Raw genomic sequence first — 25,576 nt, 5'->3', positions numbered from 1 at the left:
GGCTAGATCCCCCTGATTCCAAGCGTGTCAAGGGCCGCCTGCGGGCTGCCGGCGGCGAACTGTTCCTTTTGTTGCAGGTAGCTCATGAAGAGGCTGCCGGCGCGGTGGGTGAAGCCGACGTCGTCCACGGTGAGCACGCGCAGGCCGAGGCTGACCTTGGCCTGGATCGGGTTGAGGTTGACGTCGAACGCCTCTTCCGTGATGGAGAAGTCGGTGATGCGCACGGGGATGACCCGGTTCTTGCTCCACACGAACAGCGGCAGCGGCGCCTCCATGGGCAGGATTTCAAGCCGGCCTGCCGACTGCAGCGCGTTGTTGGCCAAAAGCTGGGCACTGGCGGGGTAGACCATGGTTTCAAGGGCGGCCAGCTGCCCGAAGATGCCGACCGTGGTGGCCGGGCCGGTGCCAAGTTCCAGCTGGTCCACGGCGTCAATCTCGGCCTCGAGCTTAATGGTCTCGGTGGGCGGGCCCTTCAGGCGCAGCACCTCCGAGCGGTCCTCCTTGCCGCTGCCGGCGCCGTGGATGGCGAGCGTGCGGGTGAGGGTTGAGGGGTTGTATTGCAGGGCAATGATGCGCACGACGGCGGACGTGTCGGGGTCGATCAGCACGATCCCGCCGCGCAGCAGCCGGGGGGCGTTGGGTGGGGCGCTCATGGCGTTCCCTCCTTCCGGGGCTGTGTTTCCTCGGTGACCCGCACGCCGTCGCCACCGTCGCGTACAAGCGTCAGATGCCGGGGAACGTCCTCATCTATCCACCAAAGGCTGACGCCAGCCAGTCGATCCGAGCCCAGCAATTCGGGGGCGGCTGTGCCCCCGGGGCCGTGCCCGTCAAGGACCGGCACGCGGCGCCGGTCGGGGTCAAACAGCCGGGCTGCCGCGGCCGCCACGGTTGCTGCGGCAGGCGGAGGGGATGATTCATTCCACCGATCCAGCAGCGTGGCCAGCGCCCTGCCGGGGTACGTGTCTGGATCCTTGTCCCCGCACAGCAGGCCTACCAAGGTTCCCGCGTGGCAACCCGTGCCCCAGCCCGCCGTGAAAAGTGTGCATCCCGGAGCTGTCGGTACCTGGTCCACGGTGATGCGAAGGTCTGCGGCGCCGATGTTCCGCCCCCCGAGTTCGCGGCTGCGCGGAGCCACGACGGCACGGATTCGATCGATGGCGCCTTGCTGGTCCCCTGTGGTTCGTTCCTTCTCTGTCATGGCAGCCTCACCGCCCCGGTGCCAACGAGGTGACGCTGGCCGCAAAGTAGGCGGCGGTGTCAGGGTCCTTGGCCGTCAGCTGGCGGCGTTTCTCCGCGCCCCCAAAGTAGAAGGCATAAATCTCAGCAAACCATTCGCCGGGGTCGCGGAATTGATAGTCGGTGAGCAAACGCGTGCGCGCCTGATACTGGTAGCTGTTCCATTTCGAGCCGTAGGACTCCTCATAGACGCGTGGCGTGGCGGTGCCCAGGTGGACGCCGCCGTCGTTGTTGAACCACGGGTGGTCCAGGCCTTCCCGCACGGCGCCCAGCGCAGGATCCGTCGTTACGCCGGTCCGGGCCGGGAGGGGCAGACCGGCAAACCACGGCAGTGCCCTGATCCGGGCCGTCATGCCTGCGGCTGACCTATTGGTCATGGACGTTTCCATTTCCGTCTGCACGTCGTCGCGCTGGGCCGATGGAAGGGCACCAATCCCGGCATTGGAATCGTTGATCATGTCCCTCGCGCAAATGCCGAACGACCCCCCGTACTGGGTCCAGCCGCCCCGCTTGGGGTCGGCCGGCAGCGTGATGCTGGCAGTCCACCCCAGTGCTTTGTCCACCGAATGTCCCGTTTCGTGCAACGCGGTCTCGGCGATCTTGTCGGTACGCAGCACATTCAGGTCCAGTTCTCGGCTCGACCCCGAGTAGATGCCCAGGGTGGTTTCGCCGCGGGCATCAGGGACCTCGGCAACCGCGCCGAGGGTCCGCAAGGTGGCATTGCGGGCAACGTGCGAGTCAGGCAGGGTGTCTAGGGCCAAGTAGGCGATGCTCAACGCCTCCGGCGTCCAGTTTGCGGGATTCATGCCGCCAATGGCTCCCCGGCCGACAGGCACATTGAAGCGCACGCTGGCAGCTGCCGCGAGTGTCGCCAAGGGTCCGCCGGCCGATTCGCGCACAATGTCGCGCAGGATGCCCTGCTGCGCAGCAGTCAACCGTCCAGGCACCAGCGTTTGAATCCAGGGTTGGATGAAGCGTGTGTGGTGCCCGGGTGTGGAGTTGGAGATGAGCCGGGTAAGTTTACCGTCGGCCTGCAGGCCGCTCAGGAACCGTTCCTGTTCGGGTGCTGGAAGGTTGATCATGGTGGTGAATACGCTCGTGACGTCGGCATCGGTGACTGCCCAGTCGAACAGGCCGTAGCTGAGCTTGTCCGTTGCCTCCGGCAACGCCCGTGCGGCACCAATGGCAGTGATGACCTTCTGGTAGCCGGGGCCGGATTTGGCCGCATCGGGCAGGTTGTCAATGAGCCTGTCAATATATTTTTGGTCAAGCCGCGACAGCCCGGCTGCCAGTGCCGGGGCCGGAAGTGCTTGAAGGATCGCCAGCGCCGACGTGGCATCGGCGTCGGTCACGGCCCAGTCCCGCAGCCCGTAGGAAAGCTTGTCCTGGACGTCGTCGATGGCGTCCAGCGAAATGGGGGCCGCGGATCCGGCACGCCCTTGCACGGTGTGGGCGCACTCGTGGGCCAGGACACGCAACCCCGCGGCGCTGGCCGGGTCCAGACTTGCAGCACTACCCAGAATGTCGTGGCCAACCGTGGCCGCATTGGCACCGAGTGATGCAACGAAGCCGCCGGCGGCATCACTGGCGTGGACCCTCACGGCTGACAGGTCCGTGCCCATGGTGTTCTCAAGGAGCATCCTGGTGGCTGCTGGCAGCGGCTGGCCCACAGAATCAACGCTCCGCCGTGCCCCGAGTGCCATGGCCGCGAGGGCGTTCCCTGCCAGCGGTTCCCGGCGGCTGTGGCGTTCGGGGCTTGCGGTGTTTCCCCCTTGGCCGGAACGCCCGGTCACGCGGGCGGCCACAGCGTCCGCAGCCAACTCCCGCGCCAGCGTCCCGCCGTGACTTATTGACGGCATGTGTGCGGGCACATAGCGGGGCGTCGGGTGTGCCTGCTTAACCAGCATTTCAGCCACGGTTCAGCCCTCCGGCCACTGATGCGCCGATCTGCCGGCCAAGCGTCCGCGGGTGCGATCCGGCGGGCACAACCACCGGGGGCAGGACCATCCGGACCGCGCTTTGGGGTGCAAAGCCTGCGGGCACGGAAGCCCCGGAAAAGCCCGTGACAATCCTGGCCAGCTCGCTTTCGAGCGCTTCGGCCAAGGCTTCGGCGCCGCCGAGCTCAAGGTCAAGTCCGTCCAGGACCAACCGCTCAATGGTGACTTCAATGTCCATGGCCGTCCGCCTCCGCTGACCAGGCAAAATCGGCTTCGTTGACGGGACGCTCCAGCTTGCGGAATTCGCTGCGGGCCGCCGCCAGCAGTTGGACCATGGTGACAAGTCCGCCGCTGTTTGCAGCCAGGAAGGCAGCATTCAGCGCCACATTGTGGATGCTGCCACCCGTCAGGTTCAGCCGGGCCAGCCTGTCCAGTTCTAGCACCCCCACAGGGGTCCGGGCCGGAAACGCTTCGGTCCACATGGCGAGCCGTTCGGCCTGGGCAGGGAAGGGGAAGTTCACCACGAAACGCAGGCGGCGCAGGAAGGCGGGGTCAACGCTGTCCTTGCGGTTGGAGGCCAGCACGGCGAGCCCGTTGAAGCTTTCCATGCGTTGGAGGAGGTAGCTCACCTCAATGTTCGCGTACCGGTCGTGGCTGTCCTTGACGTCGCTGCGCTTGCCGAACAACGCGTCCGCCTCGTCGAAGAACAGCACGGCGCCGCCTGTTTCTGCGGCGTCGAAGAGCTTGCGCAGGTTCTTTTCCGTCTCACCGATGTACTTGCTCACCACGGCGGACAGGTCGATCTTGTACAGCAGCAGGTTCAGCTCGTTGGCCAGCGCCTCGGCGGCCATGGTCTTGCCCGTGCCGCTCTCCCCCGAGAACAGGACACTGATGCCCGTGCCCCTGTTCAGCCGTTCAGCGAAGCCGTAGTCGTTGTAAACGGTTCCGCGCCGGGCCACCTGGCCGACGATCTCCTTGAGCTGGTTCAGCTCCGTGTCGGGGAGCTTCAGCTGCGCCAGCCGGGCCTTGGCGTCAACCTTCGTGGCGAGCTGGTCCAGGGCAGGCCGTGCCGCGTCAAGGGCGGCTGACCAGACGGCGGCAAAGTCAGGGGCCGCCGTCGTTGCGGCACTGCCGGAGGAGACATTCACCGGTGAGGCGGCGCGGGCAAGGGTGCCGGCGATGGCCGGCAGGTCAAGGTCGAAATGGCCCGCGAGCGTCTCGGCCCCCGCAGCGTCCAGGCCGGCCCGCCACGCATCCTCCTGTTCCGCCGCCGTCGGCCGCCCGACTTCCACGCCCGCGGCGTCGACCCTGGGCCACGGCTCGCGGACGGCAATGAACACCAGCCCGCCGGATTCGGCCAGCCATTTCCGCACCGACTGCCCCTCGGCCTGCTCGGTGTCGGTCGCGTCGAGGAAAAGTGCGACGGCGTTCAACAGCACCTCCCGATGCCACAGCCGGGCCAGCTGCATTGTCTGCGTGATCCCGCCAGGGAGGCTGCCGGCGTCGAGCGTGAACAGGTCAAGACCGAATGCCGAGGCGACGGTGGCGGCGACAAGTTCCTTGCTGGCGTGGTGGTTGCCGGGCAGCATAAACGCGTGCACGGGGCGCGCCGCCTGGACCATGCCGGCGATCCGCACCCCCGTTGCGGCCTGCGACGGCGGGAGCACTTCAGGTGTCGGCAGAGGCACTAGGAGCTGGCTGAGCCGCACGTCGAGGTGATTGAGCCCCTTGATGAAGTTCACGACCCGTTCATCGGCTGACAGCCGGGCAACGGTGAGCGGCCCGTTCACGTCGACGTCGACAAGCGGCCAGTGGCGCAACGGCCCGTCGGGGGACATGGCCTCCCACGAAGGATCCTCGAACAGCACCATGGCGAGGGCGAAGGTCGGGTGGTCGCGTCGTGCGTCGTGCTGGGCTGCGGCGCACATCGCCGCCAGGCCCGTGTCCAGTTCCACGGCCACGCACAGGAAAACAATGTCCGTTTCAAAACCGGAGAGGCCAAATGCGGCCGCCAGCCGGCACAGCGGCAGCTCGGGGTTCGTGCCGTCGGGTTTCGTCGAACCTCCGGCGCCGGCCCCTGCCCGGGGCCCCGGCCCGTCCGGCGCATCCGTCCCGTCCGCGAGCGCAGCCAGCTGCCCCTTGAGCCAGGCGAGCCGCGCTGCCAGGAAGTCATCGTTCGCGGCAAGCCATTGATCCCGCGTGCTCATGAGACCACCACCTGCTGTGCGGGGTCGAACGCAGGCACAGCCCCTGCGAACGTGACGGGCATGCTGTCCACGCCGTCAACACGCAGCCGCACCGGATACGTACCAGCGGCCATGGCCGGGACGGTGAACGTCAATGTGGTGGGCGTCGAATCATAGTTGGGGTCCGCGGGGGCGGGGTTTGTCAGCGTCGCGGGCCGCACCTGCTGGTTGCCGCAGAGGATGGATACGCGCTGGCCGTCGCCGATCCTCGGGGAGCACGTGAGCGTGAGCGTGCCGCCCGAGGACACAGTGGCCGGGGCGTGTGGGCTGAGCGTGATGGCCGGTGCCAGGGCAAGGGCGACGGCGTTGCTCACCATGGCGGGCAGCCCGGCCGTGCGGGTGACGGCCGCCGCCGTGTAGAAGCCCGGCACCCAAGTGCCCCACGCTTTCGGGTCGGCGGTGCGGTCAGGCGGCGTCACGAGAAGCTGCCCGGGGACGGGTCCGGCCAAGGGAACCAACTCGACGGGGGCAAGTTGCACGGCCGGCGGCACCGGCTGCCACAGGCTCGTGAAGCGCAGCACGGTGTCCACTGTTGTGAGGTTGCTACCTGTCACCGACACGACCTGCCCCTGCACTGCCGCAGGCTGCGGGACGGGCGGGAGCAGTGCTGTCAGTACGGCGGCGGCACCGAGGATTGTTTGGGCCCCCTGGTCCTGGGCGCCGCGGGCCAGCACCGGCAGGGCCGCGCTGCCGGGGACGGTGCTGTCGATGAGCACCACGGTGACCTCGTAGGCGGCCGACACCCGCAGGTTCGTCGCGAATCCCGTCCAGAGCTTCGACAGGTCATCCAGGCTCAGCGGCAGGGGCGATATCCGCAGGCGTTCCACCTGCCCAGCCAACCCGTTGTCGGCCAGGTCCCCACCCAGTATGAGTTCGTCGGGGCTCAGGACGGGATGGTCGTGCAGCACTGCCATGGCAGCTGCGTGCACCCGGTGGCTGACGGCGTCCTGGTCGGCGTCGTCGCGCCCGTAGGCTGTGACGAGGTAGTGCAGGTCAAGGGCCAGCGGCGGCGTGGCCTGCTCCCCCGGCCGTGCCGACGTCGGGTCCTGGTTGCGCCACGCGGCGCTGACGGCCGTGCCGTACAAGAACACGTTCAGGGACGATCCGCTGACGCTCTTGCGGGCAACATCTGGCGTACGGGTCGTGACAGTAAGGTCCGATAGCACAGGGTCCCGGGCAGGAACCTGCGCCTGCAGCAGGTTCCGCAGTGCCGCAGTCACGGCCGCGACGGCCCAGGTGCTGCTCATGGCCGGCCCCGCAGGTACTCGTCAAGGCCCATCAGGCCCGACGGTTCCGCCGGCGACGCCTGCCGGGCGGGCGGTGCTGCGACGGCCCGGATCTCGATCCGCCCGATGCTGACGTGGATGTGCGCGGGTTCCTCCCTGGCCGGTTCCGGGCGTTGCAGCGGATCGAGCCGGGGCCTCACCGCCACTCCTTCCGGGTCCGGCCCTGCCTGCCACGGACGTTTCCACACAGCCGCCTGAGTTGCCGAAGGAACGACGCCGGACCTCCCCGCCGGTTGTCCCTGTCCGGTTTCCTGGGGGCCAAATTGTGCGGCGTCCCGACCTTCCCGTGCGGCTCCCCTGCCGGTTGATGGTTCGGCTGCCAGATTTGGACTGTCATCGGATGTGAACGGCGCAGGCTTCACGAGTTCCTGCTCCTGGGCCCCCTGCCACCGGCGCCCCGGCACCGCTTGGCGCGTTGCCGGACTCGACGGCCGTTCCGTCTGGTCTGGAAGCAGTGGGCCCGGTCGCTGGACGTGGCTGACGTCCTGTCCGCTGTGCGGTGCGTTCCGGGGAGCGGGCACGACGGAGGCGTCAGGCGGCGCGGGGGTGTTCAAGGCGGCCTTGCCTGGTGCTTCCCTGTTGGTGCCGCGGGCAGGCGATTCGCGGGTCTCCCCCGGATCCGCCGCGGAGTCTCCCGCCATGCCGGGCCAGCGGGGCGCGCCCGGCTCCTCAAAGCGCGAGGCGAGGCGTGGCACCACGGCCCGCTCCGGCGTCGTTCCCGTCATGGCAGCGGCGGACCGCGGGGCGGCGGTGCCAAGTTCGCGCGCCAGCAGCACGGACACGAAACTCATGGCGCCACCAGCTCAAGGTAGGCCTGGCGTCGGCGGGGCGGGAGGGCGAGGATGTCGGCTTCCGACCAGCCGTAGGCGCCGGCAAGCGCGTGGATGTCAAGGAGCATGCGCCCGGCCCAGTGGTGCAGTTCGGCCCACAGGTAACCCGCAATGTGGAAGGGGGCCAGCCAGGCGTGCCCGCAGTCGGGGCATTCCACGGCAAGGTCGGTGGTGGCTGCCGGGTCTGCGGCGGCAAGTTCCGCGCCCAGGGTGTCAAGGACGTCGACGGGCAGGGCCGCCGGCTCCACGGAGGTGCCGCCTGCCGTTGCCGAGGTGACGCAGCGGCGCACCAGCTCGGCCTCGGGGTCGGGGGAAAGAAGTGCGAGCAGGTCTGCGCTCGTGACAGCCCGCAGCGTCAGCGAATACCCGCCGCGCAGGACAGCGAGCTGCCCGTCAGGCTGCCCGGCGTCGATGGGGGTTTCGCCCTCAAGCATGGCGGCTGGGAACGTCAGTTCTACGTCCCCGCCGCAGCCCGGGCACTGCAACAGTGCCTCCAAGTCTGGCCCGAACAGCTCGGTGCGCCACCGCAGCAGAGCCGCGTCCCGTCGCCCCAGCGGCCAAAAGGCCAACTCCGAAGGGTCGGTGCCGGGCACGGCCGCAGCCAGCATGACCAGTGCACGCGCGGCCGGCTCCCGGTCAAGACCCTGTTCCCACACCTGAAGCAGTTGGGCTGCCCCCAGCCTGGACACCGCCCGTCACCCGGTTGCCGTGCTCAGCGTGGGCTCCGTCGGCTCCGTCACGGAAACATCCCGCTCCCACCCCTCGTTTTCAAGCTTGATGTGGGAGATGGCCACGGCATTGGCGTTGGCATCCAAATCCGGCAGGGCCTGGTACTCGGAGACCCAGCAGCGGTGGATGTTGTAGGCGATCACCTTCTGGCCGGCCTCGTTGTACACCTCCAGGATGATGTCCTTGCGGAAGTCCTTCAGGGACACCTCGGCCCCCAGCCCCGACCCGAAGTCCCAGACCTTCGAAGCCCACGCCTCAAAGTCTGTGTCGTGGGTGACGCCGCGTTCTATCGTGACGGCGTCGTACTCGGTGCGCCCCGGTGATTTCCGGCTGGAGGAAGGATCCCCGCCGTCGCGGTGCTTGACCACTTCGGTGGTGCGCTTGAGGCCACCCACCTTGCTGACGCCCGCCACGTACCGGCCGTCCCACTTGACGCGGAACTTGAAGTTTTTGTACGGGTCGAAGCGCTGGGCATTGACACTGAACTGGGCCATGTCGTCCTCCTAGGCCTGTACCGCGCCGGCAATTTGCTGGAGCGAGATGATGACGAATTCGGCCGGCTTGAGCGGGGCAAAGCCGACAAGGATGTTCACGACGCCGGAGTTGATGTCGTTTTGCGTTGTGGTCTCCGAGTCGCACTTGACGAAGTATGCGTCGGTGGGGGTTGAGCCCTGGAACGCGCCCTGCCTGAAGAGGTCGTGCATGAACGCACCGACGTTGAGCCTGATCTGCGCCCACAACGGCTCGTCATTGGGTTCAAACACCACCCATTGGGTGCCGCGGTACAGGCTTTCCTCGATGAACAGTGCGGTCCGGCGCACCGGCAGGTACTTCCACTCCGAAGCCAGTTGGTCGTTGCCCTCAAGGGTCCGCGCGCCCCACACCACGGTTCCCGACGCCGGGAAGCTGCGCAGGCAGTTCACCCCGAGTGGGTTGAGTTGGCCGTTTTCGGCGTCGGTCAGCGGCACCGTCAGCGATGTCGCACCGTTGACTGTCGCCTCAAGCCCGGCGGGTGCCTTCCACACGCCCCGTGCACTGTCGGTCCGGGCCATGATCCCCGCCACCGCGCCGCAGGGAACCAGCTCCCCCATCCGGTTCCCGCGCAGCGGGTCAGGGGACAGCATGCGCGGGAAGTACAGTGCAGCGGAGTTGCTCGTCGTGGCGACCTGGGCGCCGGTGAATCCGGTGACGGCCGCGGCCGAGTCGCCCCAACCGTGCGGGGAATCGACCACCAGCACGGCACGGCGTTGCTGGCAGTAGGCCACGGCGTCCGGGACGAGCGCGGCGTACTCGATGTCGCCGTCGTTCGCTCCGGTGGCCCCGGCCAGGTAGGGCGGGATGCACAGCAGGTTGAACAGGTCCGCGTTCTCCAGCGAGTACAGGCCCGACTTCCCGGCGGCCAGCCCCGGGCCGTTGAAGTCGTTGGTGTCCAGCGCGCCGCCGTCGCTGGCCATGCCGGCCGGAAGCACGACGGCGTTGGTTGAGTCCTGCTGCGGGACCGCCGGGGTGGGTGGCGTGGTGGTGTTATCGGCCGGGACCTCAGCGATGAAGTTGTCGGCCCAGACGTCGAACTGATGCCGGGATGGGTCGGGATTGGCGCTCTGGGCCGGTCGTGCCGACGGGAGCCCGGCGGCGGTGACGAGCTGCGAGTCGCTGGCAAGGACCAGGTCGACCTGGCGCGCGCTGCCGGGGACCACCGTGAGGTTCAGGAAGGTTTCGACAGTGCCTGTGGTGCCATCCCTGACAAGCAGGTTGAACAAGTCCGGGGCGAACGTGCCGTCGCTGTTCTTGATGTACTCCACCCGGGCACGCAGGCTGTTGCCCCACGCTCCGGGGTACCTGGCGTTCAGTGTCAGGGTGTCGACCACCAGCTGGGCCGAGTCAAGCGGCGTTGCCGTTGCCGCCGCCGCGGTGGCCGCGGCTCCGACAGTGGCCGACGTCGCGCCGTCAGCCAGCGAGGCTGCCTGGGCGGCGTCGGACACGCGCATTGCCGCGGCGATGTCTGGGCCGCTCGTGTAGGTTCCCGCCGTTGTAGCGGCCGCGGCAGCTGCGGCCGCTGCACTGGCACCCTTGGCAGCCTTGGCGGTGGCGGTTGCGGCGGCTGCGGCGCTGGCGCGGGCCGTGGCGTCCGCGTAGTTGTCGTGGAAGAGGCGCACGATGATGCCCTTGCTTCCGCCGTTGCGGTAGAAGTCGCGGACGGCGTAACCCAGCGAGCTTTGCACCCATAGCCCGCCGAAGGTGCGTTCAAAGTCGGAGTAGCTGTTGATGGTGACGGGCTGGTCGGAGGGGCCGCGGGCCGCGCTTCCGATGAAGGCCGTGATGGAGGTTGCCACACCCGTGATCGTGTGGATTCCGCTGGGAACCTCTGTGACGTAGACGCCTGGATAACTTGTTGTGACTGGCATGAGAACCCCGACCAGGACTGTTGCAGTGTAATTGTGGTTGCTAAACGGCCCGCCCGTTTCAATGGCTGGCCGCAGCGGATTGTGAAACCTCGGGACGCATTGGTGATATGGGCAAGAATGCGCCCTTGAGAGGCAATGTGTCAATAAATATTTTTGTTCTCGAGGCGTCTTCGAAATATGCCATTTAATAGTTATTTATTGGATTTTCCTCTACCGACGGGTAACAACGCATTCGCCTGGAAAGGCCATTTTTCGCGTGGTTGTTAACAAGGTGTCAATAGCGGTTCCGGTCCCTTGCCCCGGGTACCGTTGCACCGCGGCCCCCAACTCTGGGAAGCTGATCCCAATGACTCATTCCCTGCAGTACCTCAAGGCCTACGACGAACAACTACGGACGCACGCGGAGACGCCAAGTGCCGTCCGCGTCAGGGTTGAAGGCCCCTTGCGGCTTGTCACCTTCGCCGGCGGCAGCGGCTTCATCACATACCAGGATCTCGACGGCGCCGACGCCGCCGGGATCGCTGCCCTGGTCGCCACGGCGCTGGATTATTTCCGTGCAGACCCTGAAATCTCGGAGGTGGAATGGAAATCCCGGGGCCATGACAAAGCGCCCGGCCTGCACGAGGCGCTGCTCGCCAACGGCTTCGTGGCAGGCGATGCGGAATCCATCATGATCGGCCCGCTGGAGGCACTGGCCGCGGACGTCCCGCTGGCTGCCGGCATCACGCTTCGGATTGTCACCACTGAGGCCGACGTCCGGGCCATGAGCGCCATGGCCGATGAAGCGTTCGGCGAGGCCGCCAACGCCCGGCGGGCCGATTCTCTCATTGCCCACCTGGCCCGCAACGACGGCATGGAACTTTGGGTTGCCGAAACGAACGGCCGCATGGTCAGCGCCGGCCGGCTGGAACCCGTTCCCGGCACAGATTTCGCCGGCATGTGGGGCGGCTCAACGCTGGAGGCGTACCGCGGCCGCGGCATTTACCGTGCACTGACGGCCGCCCGCGCCCGATCGGCCCTGGCCGCCGGCAAGACGCTGGTCCACAGTGATTCCACGGAGTTTTCCCGCCCCATCCTTGAGCGCTCAGGCTTGGTGCAGGTCTCCACCACCACGCCGTATGAATGGAAGCGCTGACGGGACGACGCCGGACACCTCCTTGCGGGGCCGGCCCACCTTCGCCGGGGCCATCGTGGGATAACAGAAAACCCCGCCGCGGACTCGAATCCGTAGCGGGGTTTTCTGTGTCAATCCGGGGCTACTGCTCCTGCATCGGGATGCGGACCCCGCGCTCGGCGGCAACATCAATTGCGCGCTCGTAGCCGGCGTCGGCGTGGCGAATGACGCCCATGCCGGGGTCGTTGGTGAGCAGGCGGGCAAGCTTCTCGGCTGCCAGCGGGCTGCCGTCGGCAACGGAGACCTGGCCGGCATGGATGGAGCGGCCGATGCCCACGCCGCCGCCGTGGTGGATGGACACCCAGGTGGCGCCGGATGCGGTGTTGAGCATGGCGTTCAGCAACGGCCAGTCAGCGATGGCGTCGGACCCGTCCTTCATGGACTCGGTTTCGCGGTACGGGGAAGCAACCGAGCCGGAGTCCAGGTGGTCGCGGCCAATGACGATCGGCGCCTTGACCTTGCCATCGGCAACGAGCTGGTTGAACAACACGCCGGCTTTGGCCCGCTCGCCGTAGCCGAGCCAGCAGATGCGTGCCGGCAGGCCCTCAAACTCAACGTGCTGCTGGGCGGCGTCGAGCCAGCGGTGGAGGTGGGCGTTCTCGGGGAACAGTTCCTTCAGTGCCTCGTCGGTGACGCGGATGTCTTCGGGATCCCCGGAGAGTGCTACCCAGCGGAACGGGCCAAGGCCCTCGCAGAACAGCGGGCGGATGTAGGCCGGGACGAAGCCGGGGAATTCGAAGGCCCGGTCGTAGCCGCCCTTGCGTGCCTCGTCGCGGATGGAGTTGCCGTAGTCAAAGACCTCGGCGCCGGCGTCCTGGAATTCAACCATGGCCTGGACGTGGCGGGCCATCGCGTTCTGTGACTTCTTGGTGAAGCCCTCGGGATCTGCTTCCGATTCGGCTGCCCATTCCTCCACTGAGAATTCGGTAGGCAGGTAGGACAGCGGGTCGTGGGCACTTGTCTGGTCGGTGACGATGTCGACGGTGAACTCGCCAGCCTTGTGGCGGCGCAGGATCTCGGGGAACACCTCCGCTGCGTTGCCAACAACACCAACGGAGAGCGGTGTCTTGGATGCCTTGGCCTCGAGGACGCGGGCAAGTGCGGTGTCGAGGTCCGGCGCCAGCTCGTCGAGGTAGCGCTTGCCGACGCGGCGCTGCAGGCGCTCTGCGGAAACGTCAACGATGAGGCAGGCGCCGCCGTTCAGGGTGACGGCCAGCGGCTGTGCGCCACCCATGCCGCCGCAGCCGCCGGTCAGGGTCAGCGTGCCGGCGAGCGTGCCGCCGAAGAGCTTCTCGCCAATGGCAGCAAAGGTTTCAAAGGTGCCCTGCAGGATGCCCTGGGTGCCGATGTAGATCCAGGAACCTGCCGTCATCTGGCCGTACATCATCAGCCCCTCGGCCTCGAGCTTGCGGAATTCGGGCCAGGTTGCCCAGTCGCCCACCAAGTTCGAGTTGGCCAGCAGGACGCGCGGGGCCCACTTGTTGGTGCGGAACACGCCCACCGGCTTGCCGGACTGGACGAGCAACGTCTCGTCGTCCTCGAGCGTCTTCAATGTGGCGACGATGGCGTCATAGGCCTCCCAGGAGCGGGCCGCACGGCCGGTTCCGCCGTAGACAACCAGGTCCTCGGGGCGCTCGGCAACCTCAGGGTCAAGGTTGTTCATGAGCATGCGCAAAGGCGCCTCGGTCTGCCAGGACTTGGCGGAAAGCTCGGTGCCGCGGGCTGCGCGGATGGTGCGGGAGGGGTCATGCATCGTTGCCATGATTCGTTCCTTAGCTGTTGGTCCATCGTTGGCCGGAAGTTTCCGGCGAAAGTTCCTATAGTTCTATCCAACCCCCGGTTGCCGCGCAATCCTAGGGGTCCACCACGCACCGTGTCTGTGATCCAAGACAATCAGGCCGGGAATGCCCGACGGCGGACCCCGCCATCGCGCCAATGGCGAGCTCTGCGGCAGGTTGACGGTTTCGGCATGGGCCAATCGTCCGCGACGTCGCCGAAGGAGCCGCTACACGAACGCGGCAATCCCCGTGATCGCGCGCCCCGCCACGAGCGTGTTGATTTCGTACGTGCCCTCATAGGTATAAATGGCCTCGGCGTCGCAGAAGATCTTCGCCATCTCGTAGTCCACGGACACGCCGTTGCCGCCGAGGATGCCCCGTCCCAGCGCCACTGTCTCACGCATGCACTTGGTCACGAACGCCTTGGCCATGGCCGAATGTTCGTTGCGCGTGGTCCCCTCGTCCTCCATCTGCGCCAGGCGCACCATCATGCCCATGGACGCCTGCGCGTTGGAGAGCATCGTGACCAGCTGCTCCTGGATGAGCTGGAAGCTGGCAATCGGCTTGCCGAACTGGTGCCGCTCCACGGCGTACTTGCGGGCGACGTCGAAAGCGGCCATCTGGATACCCACGGCCTGCCAGCCAACTGTTGCGCGCGTGGTCTTGAGCACCTTGTTCGTGTCGCGGAAGCTGTTGGCGCCGGCCAGCTTGTTGAAGTGGGGCACAACGACGTCCTTCAGGACAATGTCGGCGTTCTGGACCGCGCGCAGGGCAATGCGGTTTTCGATCAGGGTCGCCGTGAAACCGGGTGACGCAGTGTCCACGAGGAAGCCCTTGACCTGCTCGTCGGCCACGTCCTTGGCCCAGATAATGACGTAGTCGGAGAATGTGGAGTTCCCGATCCAGCGCTTCTCCCCGTTCAGGATCCAGGAATCCCCGTCGCGCACAGCTGTGGTCTGCGTCCCGCCGGCGACGTCGGAGCCCGCCAGCGGTTCGGTGATGGCAAAGACGCCCGTTTTCCGCAGCGAGTAAATGTCAGGCAGCCAGGCCGCCTTTTGCTCCTCGGAGGCCAGCAGTTCGATTGAACCGGTGAACAGCCCGTCGTGACCGCTGAAGAACGTGCCAAAGGAGGCGTCGACGCGGTGGATGGCCGCTGTGATCATGCCCGCCAAAAGATGTGAGTGGCCCTGGCGGCGCACGGGGCTGATCATGTCCAGCTTGGCGACCTCGGGGATCAGGTGGCGCGGAAACTCGCTGCGGTTCCAGAAGTCGCGGGAAATGGGCCTGACGTTGGCCTCCATCCAGTCGCGGATCTCGTTCAGCCGGGCCAACTCGTTGGCCGGGAGCAGGCTTTCGAAGGAGAAGAAGTCACCGTCGGGGTAGGGCAGCTGGCTGGTCGGGGCTGTGGTGCTTGTGGTGGCAGTCAAGGGAAATCTCCTCCGAAGCAGTAGGTCGGGCAGCAAAAAGGGCGCATAAGTCGGGGCGGCATTCCCACCGGCAACGAAAGGATGGTAGATGCCGAATGGCTCCCCTTGAACATAGCCCGAACCCCCAAGGGACCACGCCTCTGATCACACAAAGCTGCCATTCATCTCGGATCACAGACGGTATTAGTGAATCAAATCACGCCCTCTGCCCCCTTTCGTGCTCAGATGGAGGAAGGAAAAATGCCCCCAGCCACAGAGATTCCAATGGAGGAATGACATGTCAAGAATTCAAACGGTTAGGAAGAGCGGACCGGTCATTGAGCGCCGCTCCATCGACTTCGTGCCACCCCGCGAGCGCCACGGCAAGCCGTTCGGCCAGTTCACCCTGTGGTTTGGTGCGAACATGCAGATCACGGCCATCGTCACCGGCGCCCTGTCAGTGATTTTTGGCGCCCCCGCCCTCTGGGGCATCATCGGCCTGCTCGTGGGCAACCTGCTCGGCGGCGCCGTCATGGCACTGCACGCCGCCCAGGGCCCGAAGCTTGGCATGCCCCAGATGATTTCCAGCCGCGCCCAGTTCGGCGTCTTCGGCGCGGTCATCCCGCTGATCCTGGTTATCGTCATGTACCTGGGCTTCGCGGCCACCGGCGCCGTCCTGGCCGGTCAGGCAGTGAACCAGGTCATTCCCACCGGCAACCCCGCCGTCGGTGTGATCATCTTCGGCGCCCTGACGGTGCTTGTCGCCACCCTGGGTTACAAGTACATCCACATGCTGGGCCGCATCTCCACGATCGTTGGTATCGTCGGCTTCACCTACCTGGCCGTCCAGCTTTTCCTCAAGCACGACGTCGGATCCGTCATGGGTGTGGGTGGTTTCGCCATCCCCACGTTCCTGCTTTCCATTTCGCTCAGCGCAGGCTGGCAGCTGACGTACGGCCCGTACGTCGCCGACTACTCCCGCTACCTGCCGGCCAACACGCCTGCCGGGAAGACCTTCCTCGCCTGCATGTCAGGCTCGGTGCTGGGCGCCCAGTGGTCAATGACCCTCGGCGCACTGTTTGCAGCGATCGCCATGCCGGCCGGACATGAGTTCCTTGACGGCCAGGTCGCCTTTGTCGGGGAACTCTCGGGCGGCGGAGTCATTGCCGTGCTGATGTACATCGTCATCGTGGTGGGCAAGTTGACCGTGAACACGCTGAACGCCTATGGCGGATACATGACCATCCTGACCTCCGTCAGCGCCTTCACCCGCCAGCTGCGCTTTGCCCCGTGGGTCCGCTTCGCCTACGTCATCGGCTTCATCACCGTATCGGTCATCATCGCCCTTGTCGCCTCGGCCGACTTTATCTCCAACTTCAAGAACTTCGTGCTCCTGCTGTTGATGGTCTTCATCCCGTGGAGCTCCATCAACCTGGTCGACTTCTACTTCTCCTCAAAGGAAAAAGTCGACGTCCCCGCGCTTTACGATCCCAAGGGCCGCTATGGCGCATGGAACGTGCCGGCACTGCTCACCTACGCGCTGGGCGTCGTCGTGCAGATCCCGTTCCTGGCCCAGACCATGTACACGGGACCCATCACTCCCCTGCTCGGCGGTGCCGATATTTCCTGGATTGTTGGCCTCGTCGTGACGGCAGCGGTCTACTACCCTGTGGCTAAGCGCTTCAACCACCCGCCGGCGGAAATGATTTACCCGGCGGATGATGACGTCCAGGCCGAGCCTGCAGCGTCGGCAACCACCGTTTAGCACCACCGAAGGTTGATGGGAAAGCATTCATGAACGCACACCAGGGCGTGGTGGAACCGCCCACCTGGCGTGCGTCGTCGAACGAGCCCTCCTTCCGCCGTCGCCCGCTGTGCTGGCCGCCAATAAATCCGCGGCCGCGCACTGTCCGCAGTGCCCCACCCTCCAGGGCGACCCCCTCATCACGGCGCTGAGCCGCGGTTTGGGGGTCGCCGAGGGGCAGATCGTGACCGGCGCCGTCACTGACACCACCGCCGCCGTCATCCTGTGCAGCCCGAACAACCCCACGGGGACTGTGCTGGGCGACGCCGATGCCTCCTCCCAGCGAAGCCACGACTTGCTGGCCGCCCACCCCAATCTCGTTATTCTGCGCACGAAAAAAGCCCTGCAGCAACACCTAAAAAGGTATAGCTGCAGGGCCTTTTTGTGCCCAATGAAGTACCAGGTGAAATCTACGCCTGCGGCATCTCCACATAGAGCCGACTCGTATGAAGCGCCAGATAGGAGATCTCGTCCGCGCCGAGGTCCCTACCCAGTGCTCCCCCGATGAGCTTTGCCACCTCAAGGGCAGCCTCGGCCGCCTCCGGGTAGGCATCGCGCACGGACGCCAGAACATCCACCCGCAGTGCGGCGGTGCCCGTCGACTCGGCCGACCGGGCAAACAGATAGCGCAGGTGCGTCACGAACCGGGATGCGCTCATGGTGTTCTCGTCGATGTTCCGCTGCCACCGCACCGACAGCAGGGTGAACACCCTGGCGATGGTCTCGGTCATGGAGACGGTCTTGGAGAAGTCGGACTTGGCCCATTGCTGGTTGACGAAGTGGAGGGCAAACGCCACCCACTCTTCCTCCTGCAGCTGGACGTCCAGCCTCTTCGCGATGAGCTCCACCACGCGCCGCCCAAGATTCCCCTCGGCAGGGTAAAGCTGGGCCACTTCCCACCGGAGCGGGAAGTCGACCTTGATGCCGTCACGGGCGCGCTGCACGGCAAAGCTCAGGTGGTCCAGGATGGGCACCAGCAATGACTGCCGGGGCTCCAGCTTCAGCTCGCTCTGGGCCATCGCCATGATGTCCTGGACCAGCTCGATCTGCTCCAGCGGAGCCTCGCTCAGCACATCGGCAACATGGCTGGCAGCGTAGCTTCCATCCGGGACAAACCTCTGATCCGCAATGGTCAGGTCAACGGGCTGTCCGGCCTTGTGGCTGAACCCGATGCCCTTGCCAACAAGAACCATCTCACTGCCGTCGCCAAGCTCGGCGAGGAGAACGTTGTTGTTGTAGACCCGCTTGATCGTTGCGGGCCCTCCGCGGTTCACGTCCATGGCGCAGCTGTCCCACAGAAAGCTGGGGCGCCGGTAGCGCCCGTGACGGGCACCATGTTATTTCTTCCGAACAGTGATGACGGGCGAGCCGCTGGCAGCACCAAGTTCAGTCGAGGCAATGGCGAATTCCTTGCCGTTGGTCACCAGGACCGGGGTGATCATGGACGGCACCAAGGGTGCCATCGCGGCGAGGTCGCAGCTGATGATGACATCGCCCTGCTGGACCCGGTCGCCCTTGGCGTGGTGGGCCGTGAAGCCCTCACCCTTGAGCTTGACCGTGTCCATGCCAATGTGGACAAGGATTTCCGCGCCAGCATCCGTGCGTACCCCGAAGGCGTGCAAGGTTTTGGCCACGAGGATCAGTTCCCCGTCAACCGGGCTGGCGAAGTTGCCTTCAGTTGGGTCGACGGCGAATCCCTCACCTACGGCGCCGCTGGCGAATACGGGGTCCGGCACATCAGCAAGTGCCAGCACGGCTCCGGCGGCCGGGGCGAAGATCTGTTCGCCCTTTTTCTTGAACATTTTCAACATCTGTTTGACTCCTGGGTGGTTACGCTGTGGCCGTGATTTTAGTCGTCAAGGCCAAGGCTCTCATTAATGGCGTTCTTGTACAGAATGGCTTTTCCGCCGTAGACGGCTTGGACGCCGCCGCTGACTTCAAAGACACCCGTCGCACCAAGCTTGCGTAGCTTGTCCTTGTCCACCTGGGCAGGGTCCTTGACGGATACCCGCAGGCGGGTGATGCAAGCGTCCACGTCGTCAAGGTTCTCGGCTCCGCCCAGTGCGGCGAGCACCTGTGCGGCTTCACGCTGGATGGGGGTTCCCTCTTCGGCGCCGCCTACAAGGGCAGGGACCAATTCCTTCTCGCCAGCCGCGGAGGCGTCGTCGGAGTCGTTGCCGAGCGTGTCTTCCAAGTGGCCGGGGGTGGCGAACTTGAACTTCTTGATCATGAACTTGAACGTGAAGTAGTACAGGAAGAACCACACCACGCCAACGGGTATCAGCAGGATCCAGTTGGTGCGGTCATTGCCCTGGAACACGCCGAAGAGGAGGAAGTCGATCAGGCCGCCGGAGAAGGTGTTGCCAATACTGATATTGAGCAGGTCCGCAATCAGGAAGGACAGCCCGTCAAAGATTGCATGGATGACGTACAGGACCGGAGCAACGAAGAGGAACATGAACTCGATGGGCTCGGTGATGCCTGTGACGAAGGAGGTCAGGGCAACGGAACCGAACAGACCCATGTACTTGGCGCGGCGGCCCTTGGGGATGACGTGCCACATGGCCAGGCAGGCGCCCGGCAAGCCGAACATCATGGTGGCAAAGCGGCCGGCGAAGAAGCGGGTGCCTTCGGTGAACAGCCCCACATGGTTCGGGTCGGCGAGCTGGGCGAAGAAGATCTTCTGCGCACCCACCACCTGAACGCCGTTGACCATTTCGGTACCGCCGAGCGGGGTGTACCAGAACATGGGGTAAATCATGTGGTGCAGGCCTGCTGCACCGCTGAGGCGAAGAAGCGTGCCGTAAAGGAACGTTCCGAAGGCGCCCATGCCGGCGATGGCAGTGCCGGCGGTCACCAGACCCTGCTGGACGGGCGGCCATACGATGAAGAACAAGGCGCCTACAAGGATTGCGGCGAAGGCTGTGACGATCGGGACAAAGCGGGATCCGCCAAAGAAGCCAAGCACTGCCGGCAATTGGATATTGTGGAAGCGGTTATGCAGCATAACGGCCACACCACCAACCAACAGGGCACCCACCACACCGGTGTCAATGGCCGCAGCATCAGGGGTGAAGATCCCCAGCAGCGCCTTGATCGTGGCCACCATCACCAGGTACCCGACAACACCGGCCAAGGCGGCAGTTCCCTTGTCTCGCTTGGCCAGACCAATGCACAGGCCCACGGCAAGCAGGATCGCCAGGTTCTCGAAGACCGTTGAACCTGCGGCCGACATGACACCGAAGATGCCCTGCAGGACATGGTTGTCCAGGATGGGGTATGCCTTGACCGTGGTGGGGTTGGAGAGCGCACCGCCAATGCCCAGCAGCAGACCGGCTGCCGGCAAAATGGCGACCGGCAGCATGAATGCCTTGCCGATCTTTGAAAGTTGCTTGAACACTAAAGTTCCCTTCGCTCGCAGCTTTGACGACGTCGTCAAGCCAAGATCTGAGCCGATGGGGACCATGCAGGAATAACGAACATCGAAGAAAGTGGGCGGCAACATTGGCGGCCCACGAGGGATGCGCAGTCGTGGATGGACCTTCGGGCAAAGAAAGACGGATAGCCCCTGCAAAAGTATGTGCAAGGCTTGGCGTCTCAGGAGAATGCCGAAAGTTACAGTCCCGATGACAGTCGCCAATAGTGGCGACTGGTCAACAATACACCATTAAACGGGCATCAGTGAGGACCATCCGCGCACCAGATGATGGAGCCGGGGACCGCCGTCAGCCACTGGGGCGCAGGCGGCGGGATATTTCCGCGGCGCAGCGCCTCACTTCGGGCAGCCACTGGGCTGCCAGGTCCTCGATGTTGACAGTGCGCTCCTGGACGACGCCGTCGGCGGCATTCCGGGCGGCAGCCGCCGGCGTTAACGCCGGCCGGTTGGCCACCGTCAGGGTAACGCTTGCCACGGCCAGTCCGCTGCGGTCGAGCACGGGCACGGCGAGGCTGGAGAATCCGTCGGTCACCTCGTCCTGCTCCCAGGAGTAGCCCCTCTCCCGGATTCGCGCCAGCAGCTCGTTCAGCGCGGGGACGGAATGCACACCGGTTTCATACCGCGTGGGAAATGCCTCCGGTCCCGGATAGAGCGCTGCCAGCTGGTCGGGGGCCATGGATGCGAGCATGGCGCGGCCGCTGGCAGTCAGGTGCGCCGGCAGCCTGACGCCCGGATTGGTGACAAGTGCGCTTTGACGTTTGGCGCGTTCCTCGATGATGTAGATGACTTCACGGCCGTGCATGACGGCCAGGTGTGCCGTGCGCTTGGTGCGTTCCACCAGCTGAGCCATGGGAAACCGTGCCAGGCGTTGCAGGGGCGCCTGGCGGGAATAGCCGGTGCCGAGCTCGTGGGCGGTGACCCCCAGGGCATACTTGCGCTCCTCCGGAAGGTGCACCAGGAAGCCATCGTCGATCAAGGCCGTCAGTAGGTGATAGGTCGTGGAGCGGGGCAGATCCACGTCACGGGCAATGGCCGAGGCACCCACCGGGCCGGCCTGCGAGGCGACGTAGCGGAGTACCGACAGCACGTTTTTGGCGGCCGGAACCTGCGGCAATCTCTGTGAAACCATAGCCCCATTCTACCGCCGATCGTCTGTGATCACAGACGCAACCGGACTCTGTCAGCTACAGGCAGGCACGATTCGATGATGTGATGGTAGTGACACCTCCCCCGGACATCCGGGCTGACCACCATTCGAAGGATCGCATTCTTTATGAACTCCGCCAGCCCCACCACCACCCAGCCCGAACCCGCCGCACTGAACCGCCCCGGCTCGCTTGAAGGCCTGCGGGTCCTGGATCTATCCAGGGTGCTGGCCGGGCCGTTTTGCGCCATGATCCTTGCAGACCTGGGCGCCGAGGTCATCAAGGTTGAAAGTCCCGACGGGGACGATTCCCGACACTTCGGCCCCTGGTACAACGGCGAATCCGCCTACTACCGACTGTTCAACCGCAGTAAGTTCGGCGTCACGATGGACCTCAAGGTAGAGGCAGCGCGCGAGCAACTGCTTGCGCTTGTCCGCCGCTCCGACGTTGTCATTGAGAACTTCCGCCCCGGCGTTATGGACCGCCTCGGCCTGTCCCCCGAACGCCTCATGGCAGAGAACCCGCGGCTCATTATTGTGAGCATCTCAGGGTTCGGCCAGAACGGGCCGCTGCGAAAGGCCCCCGCCTACGACCTGATTGCCCAGGCCATGAGCGGACTGATGTCCATTACAGGTTTGCGCGGCGGGGATCCCACCCGAATTGGCATCAGCATCGGCGATGTCATCCCCGGTCTGTACGGCGCCATTGCAGCACTGGCCGCCATCAACGAACGCCACAACACGGGCAAGGGCCAGCACATCGACGTGGCCATGCTTGACAGCCTCGTCTCGGTGCTTGAATCCGTGGGCATGCGCGCCCTCCATGGGGAGGAGCCTGTGGCCTGCGGGAACGATCATGCAATGTCCACCCCGTTCAGCACGTACCAAACCGGGCGCGGCTCCATTGCCATCGCCATCGCCGGGGACAGGCTGTTCCCCCGTCTCACAGAAGCCCTTGACCGGCCCGAGTGGCTCAAGGACCCGCGCTTCAACGAACAAACCCGCCGCAACGAATTCCCGGTCGAATTCCGGGCAGTCCTCGAGGAGGCGTTGAGCTGCTACACCGACGACGAGGCCATCGCGTTGCTCGCCGCCCACCAGGTACCGGTTTCCAAGGTCTATTCAGTCAATGAGGCGCTGACCAGCGAGCATTCCGAATTCCGCGGAACCGTGGCAACGGAGTCGGACGGCTTCAAGACGCTGGCCTCTCCCCTGCGTCTGACGGGATCCGTGGCACCTTCCCCGGCTCCGACATTGGGGCAGCACAACGAACTGATTGCCGGCTGGATGGACGGGCCCGAGCGCACGGGACGCCCATGATCGTCCGTTAGAATTGCCCGATTCCCACCATCGAACCACCGTTACGCCGCACACACAACCGACCACGGCTGGAAGTCCGTTGTGGTGGTGGCAAGCAATCCTGGGTTGCCACCGAAGCAGTGGTCAGGCTGCTTACCTTCCGGCAGTGGCGAGAGCCAGCCGGGAGGCTCTTCACAGCTTGAGCGGATAAGCTTCTGGGCATGCCCTTGATTTCTCGTTCCCTGCGGATCGCTGTGCCTTTCGCCGCTTCAGCCCTGCTGCTATTGACGGCCTGCGCGCCGTCCGTGTCCATCGAGGAGGCTCCGGATGCCAACAATCCGGCCTGCGCTCCCATGATGCTGGCACTGCCGGATTCCCTGGCCGATGCAAAACGCCGTACGACGACGGCCCAGGCCACCGCCGCATGGGGTGAACCTGCCGTGGTGGTCCTGCGCTGCGGCGTTCAGGTGCCCGGCCCCACCACTGATAGATGTGTCACAGTCAATGGCGTGGACTGGGTGATGAAGGAGGGCGCGGACTCCTGGACTCTCACGACTTACGGTCGGAACCCGGCCACCGAGATGATATTGGGGAAGAACAAGGTCCCCTCCGATACCGTCATGACCCAAATCTCCGTGGCCGCATCCAAGATTCCCGCCACCGGCGGCTGCATCGGCCTGGGCGACGTGCCTACGGCAAAGCCCAGCCCTGCGCCGGAGCCGGCACCCACCAAGGGGTAGGTCCCTCAGGTGCCGGCGCCGGTGCCGGCGCCGGGCTCGTTGACAGCTAGGCCTTGGTGCCGAGCCTCCACAGCGAGGTGATTTCCCGTGAGCGGGCGTCAAAGAACGGGTCCGAGCTGTCCATGGAACGCGGGTGCCGCGCCGGGGTGTCCAGCTTGTCGATCACTGTGAGGCCGGCCTTTTCAATCCAGGCCAGCAGGTCCTCCCGTGAGCGCAGGCCCAGGTGTTCGGCCAGGTCGGAAATGATCAGCCAGCCCTCTCCACCAGGATCCAGGTGCCCGGCAAGCCCTGTGAGGAACGCCTTGAGCATGCGGGACTTGGGATCGTAGACCGCGTTGTCCAGCAAGGTGTTTGCCGTGCCCGGCAGCCACGGCGGGTTGCACACAACCAGCGGCGCCTTCCCCTCCGGGAACATGTTCGTCAGCAGCGGCTCAACGATGCCGGCCAGGCCCAAAAGCTCCAGGTTTTCCTGCGCACAGGCAATCGCCCGCGGCTCACTGTCCGTGGCCACGACGTGCTTGAGACCGCGCTGGGCCAGGATGGCCGCCAGCACTCCCGTGCCCGTGCCAATGTCGAACGCGAGCTCATTCGATGGCAGCGGAGCCTGCGCCACAAGCGCCAGATATTCGCTGCGGATTGGGGCAAACGTGCCGTAGTGCGGGTACATCGTGGCGTCCAGCTCCTGCACGAACAGGCCGTTGCGGCGCCATTCATAGGCTCCGACCGCCCCGAGCACATCCTGCAGTGGAACAACCGTCGGGGTTTCCACGGCTCCGGCCGCGGCAAGCCACGCCCCTGAAACATCGGGGGCCCGGCGCAGGTCAACAGCGGGGCCTTCCTCCAGCGGCACCAGCAGCTGCCCCAGCATCCGGGCCCGCTGCGTCCGCCCCTGGCGGTAACGGTAGAACGCCTTGGCGACGTCTTCCCCATCGTTCCTTGAAAAAGTGGGCAGGCGCCTGGCCATGGCCGACAGCAGCTGGCGGGCATTGTGGTAATCGCCCTGCCACAGCATGGAGGTGCCCTGCGCGGCGAGGCGGTAGGCGTCGTCGGCCGTGAGGGCGTCATCCACTACCTGCACGTTCTTTGGCGCTGAAGCACCGCTGGCGGAGAACCAGGCGGCCGTGTGCTCGGCGCCGTCCTGCGTCCAGCTCAGGGTAGGTGCCGGCTGCGTTGGCTCGATGCTCATGGGTGGGGTGGCTCCTCGGTGACTGCCGGTGGCCAGGAATTGCTCGCTGGCACCCGCGGGACGGTGACGCACCAGTTTAGCCCTTGAACGAGGCCAGCATTTTTTGTAGCGTCGCAAAATCGGCCGATTGCGCATAGTCCTTGGCCTGCCCCGTGGACAAGGCCGCGGTGACCGGGAGGCTTCCGACGTTTTCCACGGGAGCCACGTCCTGCGGAGCACTGAATCCAACGGAGTCCACCACGCTCAGTAAGGCCATCCGGTTGCCGCCGTCGTCGTACACCACCACGCTGTTCGGGAGGCAAACTGCTGGTTGACCGAGCCGTCCATGACAGTCCACGACGCCGGGTGGTCGAAGCTGATCCTGGCGTCATTCACTGTCCCGGAGTAGGTGCTCCACTGCAGTTCGCCCTTAAGCGCCACAGTGACATTGTTCCGGTGCTGCTGCGCATTCCAAAGGTCGGCAGCGTTGCCGGCCACCATGGCCGGCGCGGCATTCACGGCTCCCAGCACCACGTCCATGGCCTGACTGATGTCAAGGGTTGTGGCCATGCACTTCATGAACGCCACCGTGGTTGAGAGGTAGTTCAGCAGGAACATGGCCGGGTAGGGCTGAAATTCCCAGTTGGCGTTTTCAAATTCTGCGGCTTTGAGCCGGTATTCCGTGGCGGCCCCGGGCATGACCGCATCCCTGTTCCGTGCCGGGTCAAGGAGCGGTTTGAGGATGTCGTGGAAGTAGGGGTTCAGTGCCTTCTGATCAAGCACGGAGATGGCCGGGCGCTCGTCGGCACTGACGAGGCGCAGCGGCACGCCCGCCTCCCCCGCCACCGAAACCACCATGAAGCCGTCCTGCGCACGCAGACACACCCAGGCGACTTCACCGTGAACTTCACACCCGATGCGATGGCGGGTTGGTCGGCGCATGCGGGCATTTCCGCCGCGA

General features: G+C 65.4%; 23 protein-coding genes. 4 read left to right on the top strand and 19 right to left on the bottom strand.

The features are described from left to right. Positions 1-2: 2 nt before the first annotated feature. Genes AAGW05_RS01975 through AAGW05_RS01930 form a run of 10 tightly spaced genes read right to left on the bottom strand, consistent with a single transcriptional unit; the run spans position 3 to position 10,669 of the window. Positions 3-653 (bottom strand): hypothetical protein, encoded by a 651-nt coding sequence (locus AAGW05_RS01975; protein WP_411802774.1) that lies wholly within the window; start codon positions 651-653, stop codon positions 3-5. After that, positions 650-1,198, bottom strand: a complete 549-nt coding sequence (locus AAGW05_RS01970; protein WP_411802773.1) for a hypothetical protein — start codon at positions 1,196-1,198, stop codon at positions 650-652. Before AAGW05_RS01970 ends, AAGW05_RS01975 begins: the two co-directional genes overlap by 4 nt. 7 nt (positions 1,199-1,205) lie before the next feature. Beyond that, a complete protein-coding gene (locus AAGW05_RS01965) occupies positions 1,206-3,143 on the bottom strand; it encodes a DUF4157 domain-containing protein (protein ID WP_411802853.1) in 1,938 nt (645 codons plus the stop codon). Between the two features lies 1 nt (position 3,144). After that, positions 3,145-3,411, bottom strand: coding sequence for a hypothetical protein (locus AAGW05_RS01960; protein ID WP_411802772.1), 267 nt, complete (start codon positions 3,409-3,411; stop codon positions 3,145-3,147). Continuing rightward, a complete protein-coding gene (locus AAGW05_RS01955) occupies positions 3,401-5,380 on the bottom strand; it encodes an ATP-binding protein (RefSeq protein WP_411802771.1) in 1,980 nt (659 codons plus the stop codon). Before AAGW05_RS01955 ends, AAGW05_RS01960 begins: the two co-directional genes overlap by 11 nt. Beyond that, on the bottom strand, positions 5,377-6,666 hold the full coding sequence (locus tag AAGW05_RS01950) for a DUF4255 domain-containing protein (protein WP_411802770.1): 1,290 nt from the start codon (positions 6,664-6,666) through the stop codon (positions 5,377-5,379). Before AAGW05_RS01950 ends, AAGW05_RS01955 begins: the two co-directional genes overlap by 4 nt. Continuing rightward, the gene (locus AAGW05_RS01945; RefSeq protein WP_411802769.1) at positions 6,663-7,496 is read right to left on the bottom strand and encodes a hypothetical protein; all 834 of its coding nucleotides are present in this window, start codon (positions 7,494-7,496) and stop codon (positions 6,663-6,665) included. The genes AAGW05_RS01950 and AAGW05_RS01945 overlap by 4 nt, the downstream gene beginning before the upstream one ends. Further along, positions 7,493-8,224, bottom strand: a complete 732-nt coding sequence (locus tag AAGW05_RS01940) for a hypothetical protein (protein WP_411802768.1) — start codon at positions 8,222-8,224, stop codon at positions 7,493-7,495. The genes AAGW05_RS01945 and AAGW05_RS01940 overlap by 4 nt, the downstream gene beginning before the upstream one ends. A gap of 6 nt (positions 8,225-8,230) precedes the next feature. Further along, positions 8,231-8,758: a phage tail protein gene (locus tag AAGW05_RS01935; RefSeq protein ID WP_411802767.1), complete on the bottom strand. Its 528-nt coding sequence runs from the start codon at positions 8,756-8,758 to the stop codon at positions 8,231-8,233. Positions 8,759-8,767: 9 nt separating this feature from the next. Further along, positions 8,768-10,669, bottom strand: coding sequence for a phage tail sheath family protein (locus AAGW05_RS01930; protein WP_411802766.1), 1,902 nt, complete (start codon positions 10,667-10,669; stop codon positions 8,768-8,770). A gap of 346 nt (positions 10,670-11,015) precedes the next feature. On the opposite strand from AAGW05_RS01930, the gene AAGW05_RS01925 reads away from it, so the two are divergent. After that, complete coding sequence (locus tag AAGW05_RS01925) at positions 11,016-11,804, top strand: GNAT family N-acetyltransferase (protein ID WP_411802765.1); 789 nt, start codon at positions 11,016-11,018, stop codon at positions 11,802-11,804. Positions 11,805-11,925: 121 nt separating this feature from the next. Here AAGW05_RS01925 and hutU read toward each other — a convergent pair whose 3' ends face one another. Both hutU and AAGW05_RS01915 read right to left on the bottom strand, forming a co-directional pair. After that, entirely contained in the window at positions 11,926-13,605 is a 1,680-nt protein-coding gene (hutU, locus tag AAGW05_RS01920) for a urocanate hydratase (RefSeq protein ID WP_411802764.1), read from the bottom strand. 243 nt (positions 13,606-13,848) lie between these two features. Further along, positions 13,849-15,048 (bottom strand): acyl-CoA dehydrogenase family protein, encoded by a 1,200-nt coding sequence (locus tag AAGW05_RS01915; protein WP_411802763.1) that lies wholly within the window; start codon positions 15,046-15,048, stop codon positions 13,849-13,851. Positions 15,049-15,325: 277 nt separating this feature from the next. Here AAGW05_RS01915 and AAGW05_RS01910 point away from each other — a divergent pair, with 277 nt between their 5' ends. Next, positions 15,326-16,792 (top strand): purine-cytosine permease family protein, encoded by a 1,467-nt coding sequence (locus tag AAGW05_RS01910; RefSeq protein ID WP_411802762.1) that lies wholly within the window; start codon positions 15,326-15,328, stop codon positions 16,790-16,792. 449 nt (positions 16,793-17,241) lie between these two features. Here the strand turns inward: AAGW05_RS01910 and AAGW05_RS01905 are convergent, their stop codons facing one another. The 4 genes from AAGW05_RS01905 to AAGW05_RS01890 all read right to left on the bottom strand — a co-directional run bounded on the left by AAGW05_RS01905 (position 17,242) and on the right by AAGW05_RS01890 (position 21,396). Further along, positions 17,242-18,111, bottom strand: coding sequence for a PRD domain-containing protein (locus tag AAGW05_RS01905; RefSeq protein ID WP_411802761.1), 870 nt, complete (start codon positions 18,109-18,111; stop codon positions 17,242-17,244). A 57-nt stretch (positions 18,112-18,168) separates the two neighbouring features. Then, positions 18,169-18,642: a PTS glucose transporter subunit IIA gene (locus AAGW05_RS01900; protein ID WP_411802760.1), complete on the bottom strand. Its 474-nt coding sequence runs from the start codon at positions 18,640-18,642 to the stop codon at positions 18,169-18,171. Positions 18,643-18,680: 38 nt separating this feature from the next. After that, positions 18,681-20,231, bottom strand: coding sequence for a PTS transporter subunit EIIC (locus AAGW05_RS01895; protein WP_411802759.1), 1,551 nt, complete (start codon positions 20,229-20,231; stop codon positions 18,681-18,683). 325 nt (positions 20,232-20,556) lie between these two features. Beyond that, a complete protein-coding gene (locus AAGW05_RS01890; RefSeq protein WP_411802758.1) occupies positions 20,557-21,396 on the bottom strand; it encodes an IclR family transcriptional regulator in 840 nt (279 codons plus the stop codon). A gap of 144 nt (positions 21,397-21,540) precedes the next feature. On the opposite strand from AAGW05_RS01890, the gene AAGW05_RS01885 reads away from it, so the two are divergent. Together AAGW05_RS01885 and AAGW05_RS01880 are read left to right on the top strand one after the other, a co-directional pair. Then, entirely contained in the window at positions 21,541-22,731 is a 1,191-nt protein-coding gene (locus AAGW05_RS01885) for a CaiB/BaiF CoA transferase family protein (RefSeq protein WP_411802757.1), read from the top strand. 200 nt (positions 22,732-22,931) lie between these two features. Next, a complete protein-coding gene (locus AAGW05_RS01880; protein ID WP_411802756.1) occupies positions 22,932-23,450 on the top strand; it encodes a DUF3515 family protein in 519 nt (172 codons plus the stop codon). 46 nt (positions 23,451-23,496) lie between these two features. Here the strand turns inward: AAGW05_RS01880 and AAGW05_RS01875 are convergent, their stop codons facing one another. From AAGW05_RS01875 to AAGW05_RS01865, 3 genes are all read right to left on the bottom strand, one after another. After that, positions 23,497-24,636, bottom strand: a complete 1,140-nt coding sequence (locus tag AAGW05_RS01875; protein ID WP_411802755.1) for a methyltransferase — start codon at positions 24,634-24,636, stop codon at positions 23,497-23,499. A gap of 76 nt (positions 24,637-24,712) precedes the next feature. Continuing rightward, entirely contained in the window at positions 24,713-24,892 is a 180-nt protein-coding gene (locus tag AAGW05_RS01870; RefSeq protein ID WP_411802754.1) for a hypothetical protein, read from the bottom strand. Then, positions 24,880-25,557: a hypothetical protein gene (locus AAGW05_RS01865; RefSeq protein ID WP_411802753.1), complete on the bottom strand. Its 678-nt coding sequence runs from the start codon at positions 25,555-25,557 to the stop codon at positions 24,880-24,882. Before AAGW05_RS01865 ends, AAGW05_RS01870 begins: the two co-directional genes overlap by 13 nt. Positions 25,558-25,576: the final 19 nt, after the last annotated feature.

Origin of the sequence: Arthrobacter sp. LAPM80 (genome assembly GCF_046736435.1) — a bacterium.
Taxonomy (GTDB): Bacteria; Actinomycetota; Actinomycetes; order Actinomycetales; family Micrococcaceae; genus Specibacter.
This window is presented reverse-complemented; position numbering and strand designations above follow the sequence as displayed.

Excerpts from the sequence above, each read along its gene's own strand:
- AAGW05_RS01905 (WP_411802761.1), bottom strand. The coding sequence starts at position 18,111 with ATGGACGTGAACCGCGGAGGGCCCGCAACGATCAAGCGGGTCTACAAC.
- AAGW05_RS01875 (WP_411802755.1), bottom strand. The coding sequence starts at position 24,636 with ATGAGCATCGAGCCAACGCAGCCGGCACCTACCCTGAGCTGGACGCAG.
- AAGW05_RS01960 (WP_411802772.1), bottom strand. The coding sequence starts at position 3,411 with ATGGACATTGAAGTCACCATTGAGCGGTTGGTCCTGGACGGACTTGAC.
- AAGW05_RS01955 (WP_411802771.1), bottom strand. The coding sequence starts at position 5,380 with ATGAGCACGCGGGATCAATGGCTTGCCGCGAACGATGACTTCCTGGCA.
- AAGW05_RS01935 (WP_411802767.1), bottom strand. The coding sequence starts at position 8,758 with ATGGCCCAGTTCAGTGTCAATGCCCAGCGCTTCGACCCGTACAAAAAC.
- hutU (WP_411802764.1), bottom strand. The coding sequence starts at position 13,605 with ATGGCAACGATGCATGACCCCTCCCGCACCATCCGCGCAGCCCGCGGC.
- AAGW05_RS01945 (WP_411802769.1), bottom strand. The coding sequence starts at position 7,496 with ATGAGTTTCGTGTCCGTGCTGCTGGCGCGCGAACTTGGCACCGCCGCC.
- AAGW05_RS01925 (WP_411802765.1), top strand. The coding sequence starts at position 11,016 with ATGACTCATTCCCTGCAGTACCTCAAGGCCTACGACGAACAACTACGG.
- AAGW05_RS01950 (WP_411802770.1), bottom strand. The coding sequence starts at position 6,666 with ATGAGCAGCACCTGGGCCGTCGCGGCCGTGACTGCGGCACTGCGGAAC.
- AAGW05_RS01975 (WP_411802774.1), bottom strand. The coding sequence starts at position 653 with ATGAGCGCCCCACCCAACGCCCCCCGGCTGCTGCGCGGCGGGATCGTG.
- AAGW05_RS01880 (WP_411802756.1), top strand. The coding sequence starts at position 22,932 with ATGCCCTTGATTTCTCGTTCCCTGCGGATCGCTGTGCCTTTCGCCGCT.
- AAGW05_RS01970 (WP_411802773.1), bottom strand. The coding sequence starts at position 1,198 with ATGACAGAGAAGGAACGAACCACAGGGGACCAGCAAGGCGCCATCGAT.
- AAGW05_RS01930 (WP_411802766.1), bottom strand. The coding sequence starts at position 10,669 with ATGCCAGTCACAACAAGTTATCCAGGCGTCTACGTCACAGAGGTTCCC.
- AAGW05_RS01965 (WP_411802853.1), bottom strand. The coding sequence starts at position 3,143 with ATGCTGGTTAAGCAGGCACACCCGACGCCCCGCTATGTGCCCGCACAC.
- AAGW05_RS01870 (WP_411802754.1), bottom strand. The coding sequence starts at position 24,892 with ATGGCCTTACTGAGCGTGGTGGACTCCGTTGGATTCAGTGCTCCGCAG.
- AAGW05_RS01900 (WP_411802760.1), bottom strand. The coding sequence starts at position 18,642 with ATGTTGAAAATGTTCAAGAAAAAGGGCGAACAGATCTTCGCCCCGGCC.
- AAGW05_RS01885 (WP_411802757.1), top strand. The coding sequence starts at position 21,541 with ATGAACTCCGCCAGCCCCACCACCACCCAGCCCGAACCCGCCGCACTG.
- AAGW05_RS01865 (WP_411802753.1), bottom strand. The coding sequence starts at position 25,557 with ATGCGCCGACCAACCCGCCATCGCATCGGGTGTGAAGTTCACGGTGAA.
- AAGW05_RS01910 (WP_411802762.1), top strand. The coding sequence starts at position 15,326 with ATGTCAAGAATTCAAACGGTTAGGAAGAGCGGACCGGTCATTGAGCGC.
- AAGW05_RS01890 (WP_411802758.1), bottom strand. The coding sequence starts at position 21,396 with ATGGTTTCACAGAGATTGCCGCAGGTTCCGGCCGCCAAAAACGTGCTG.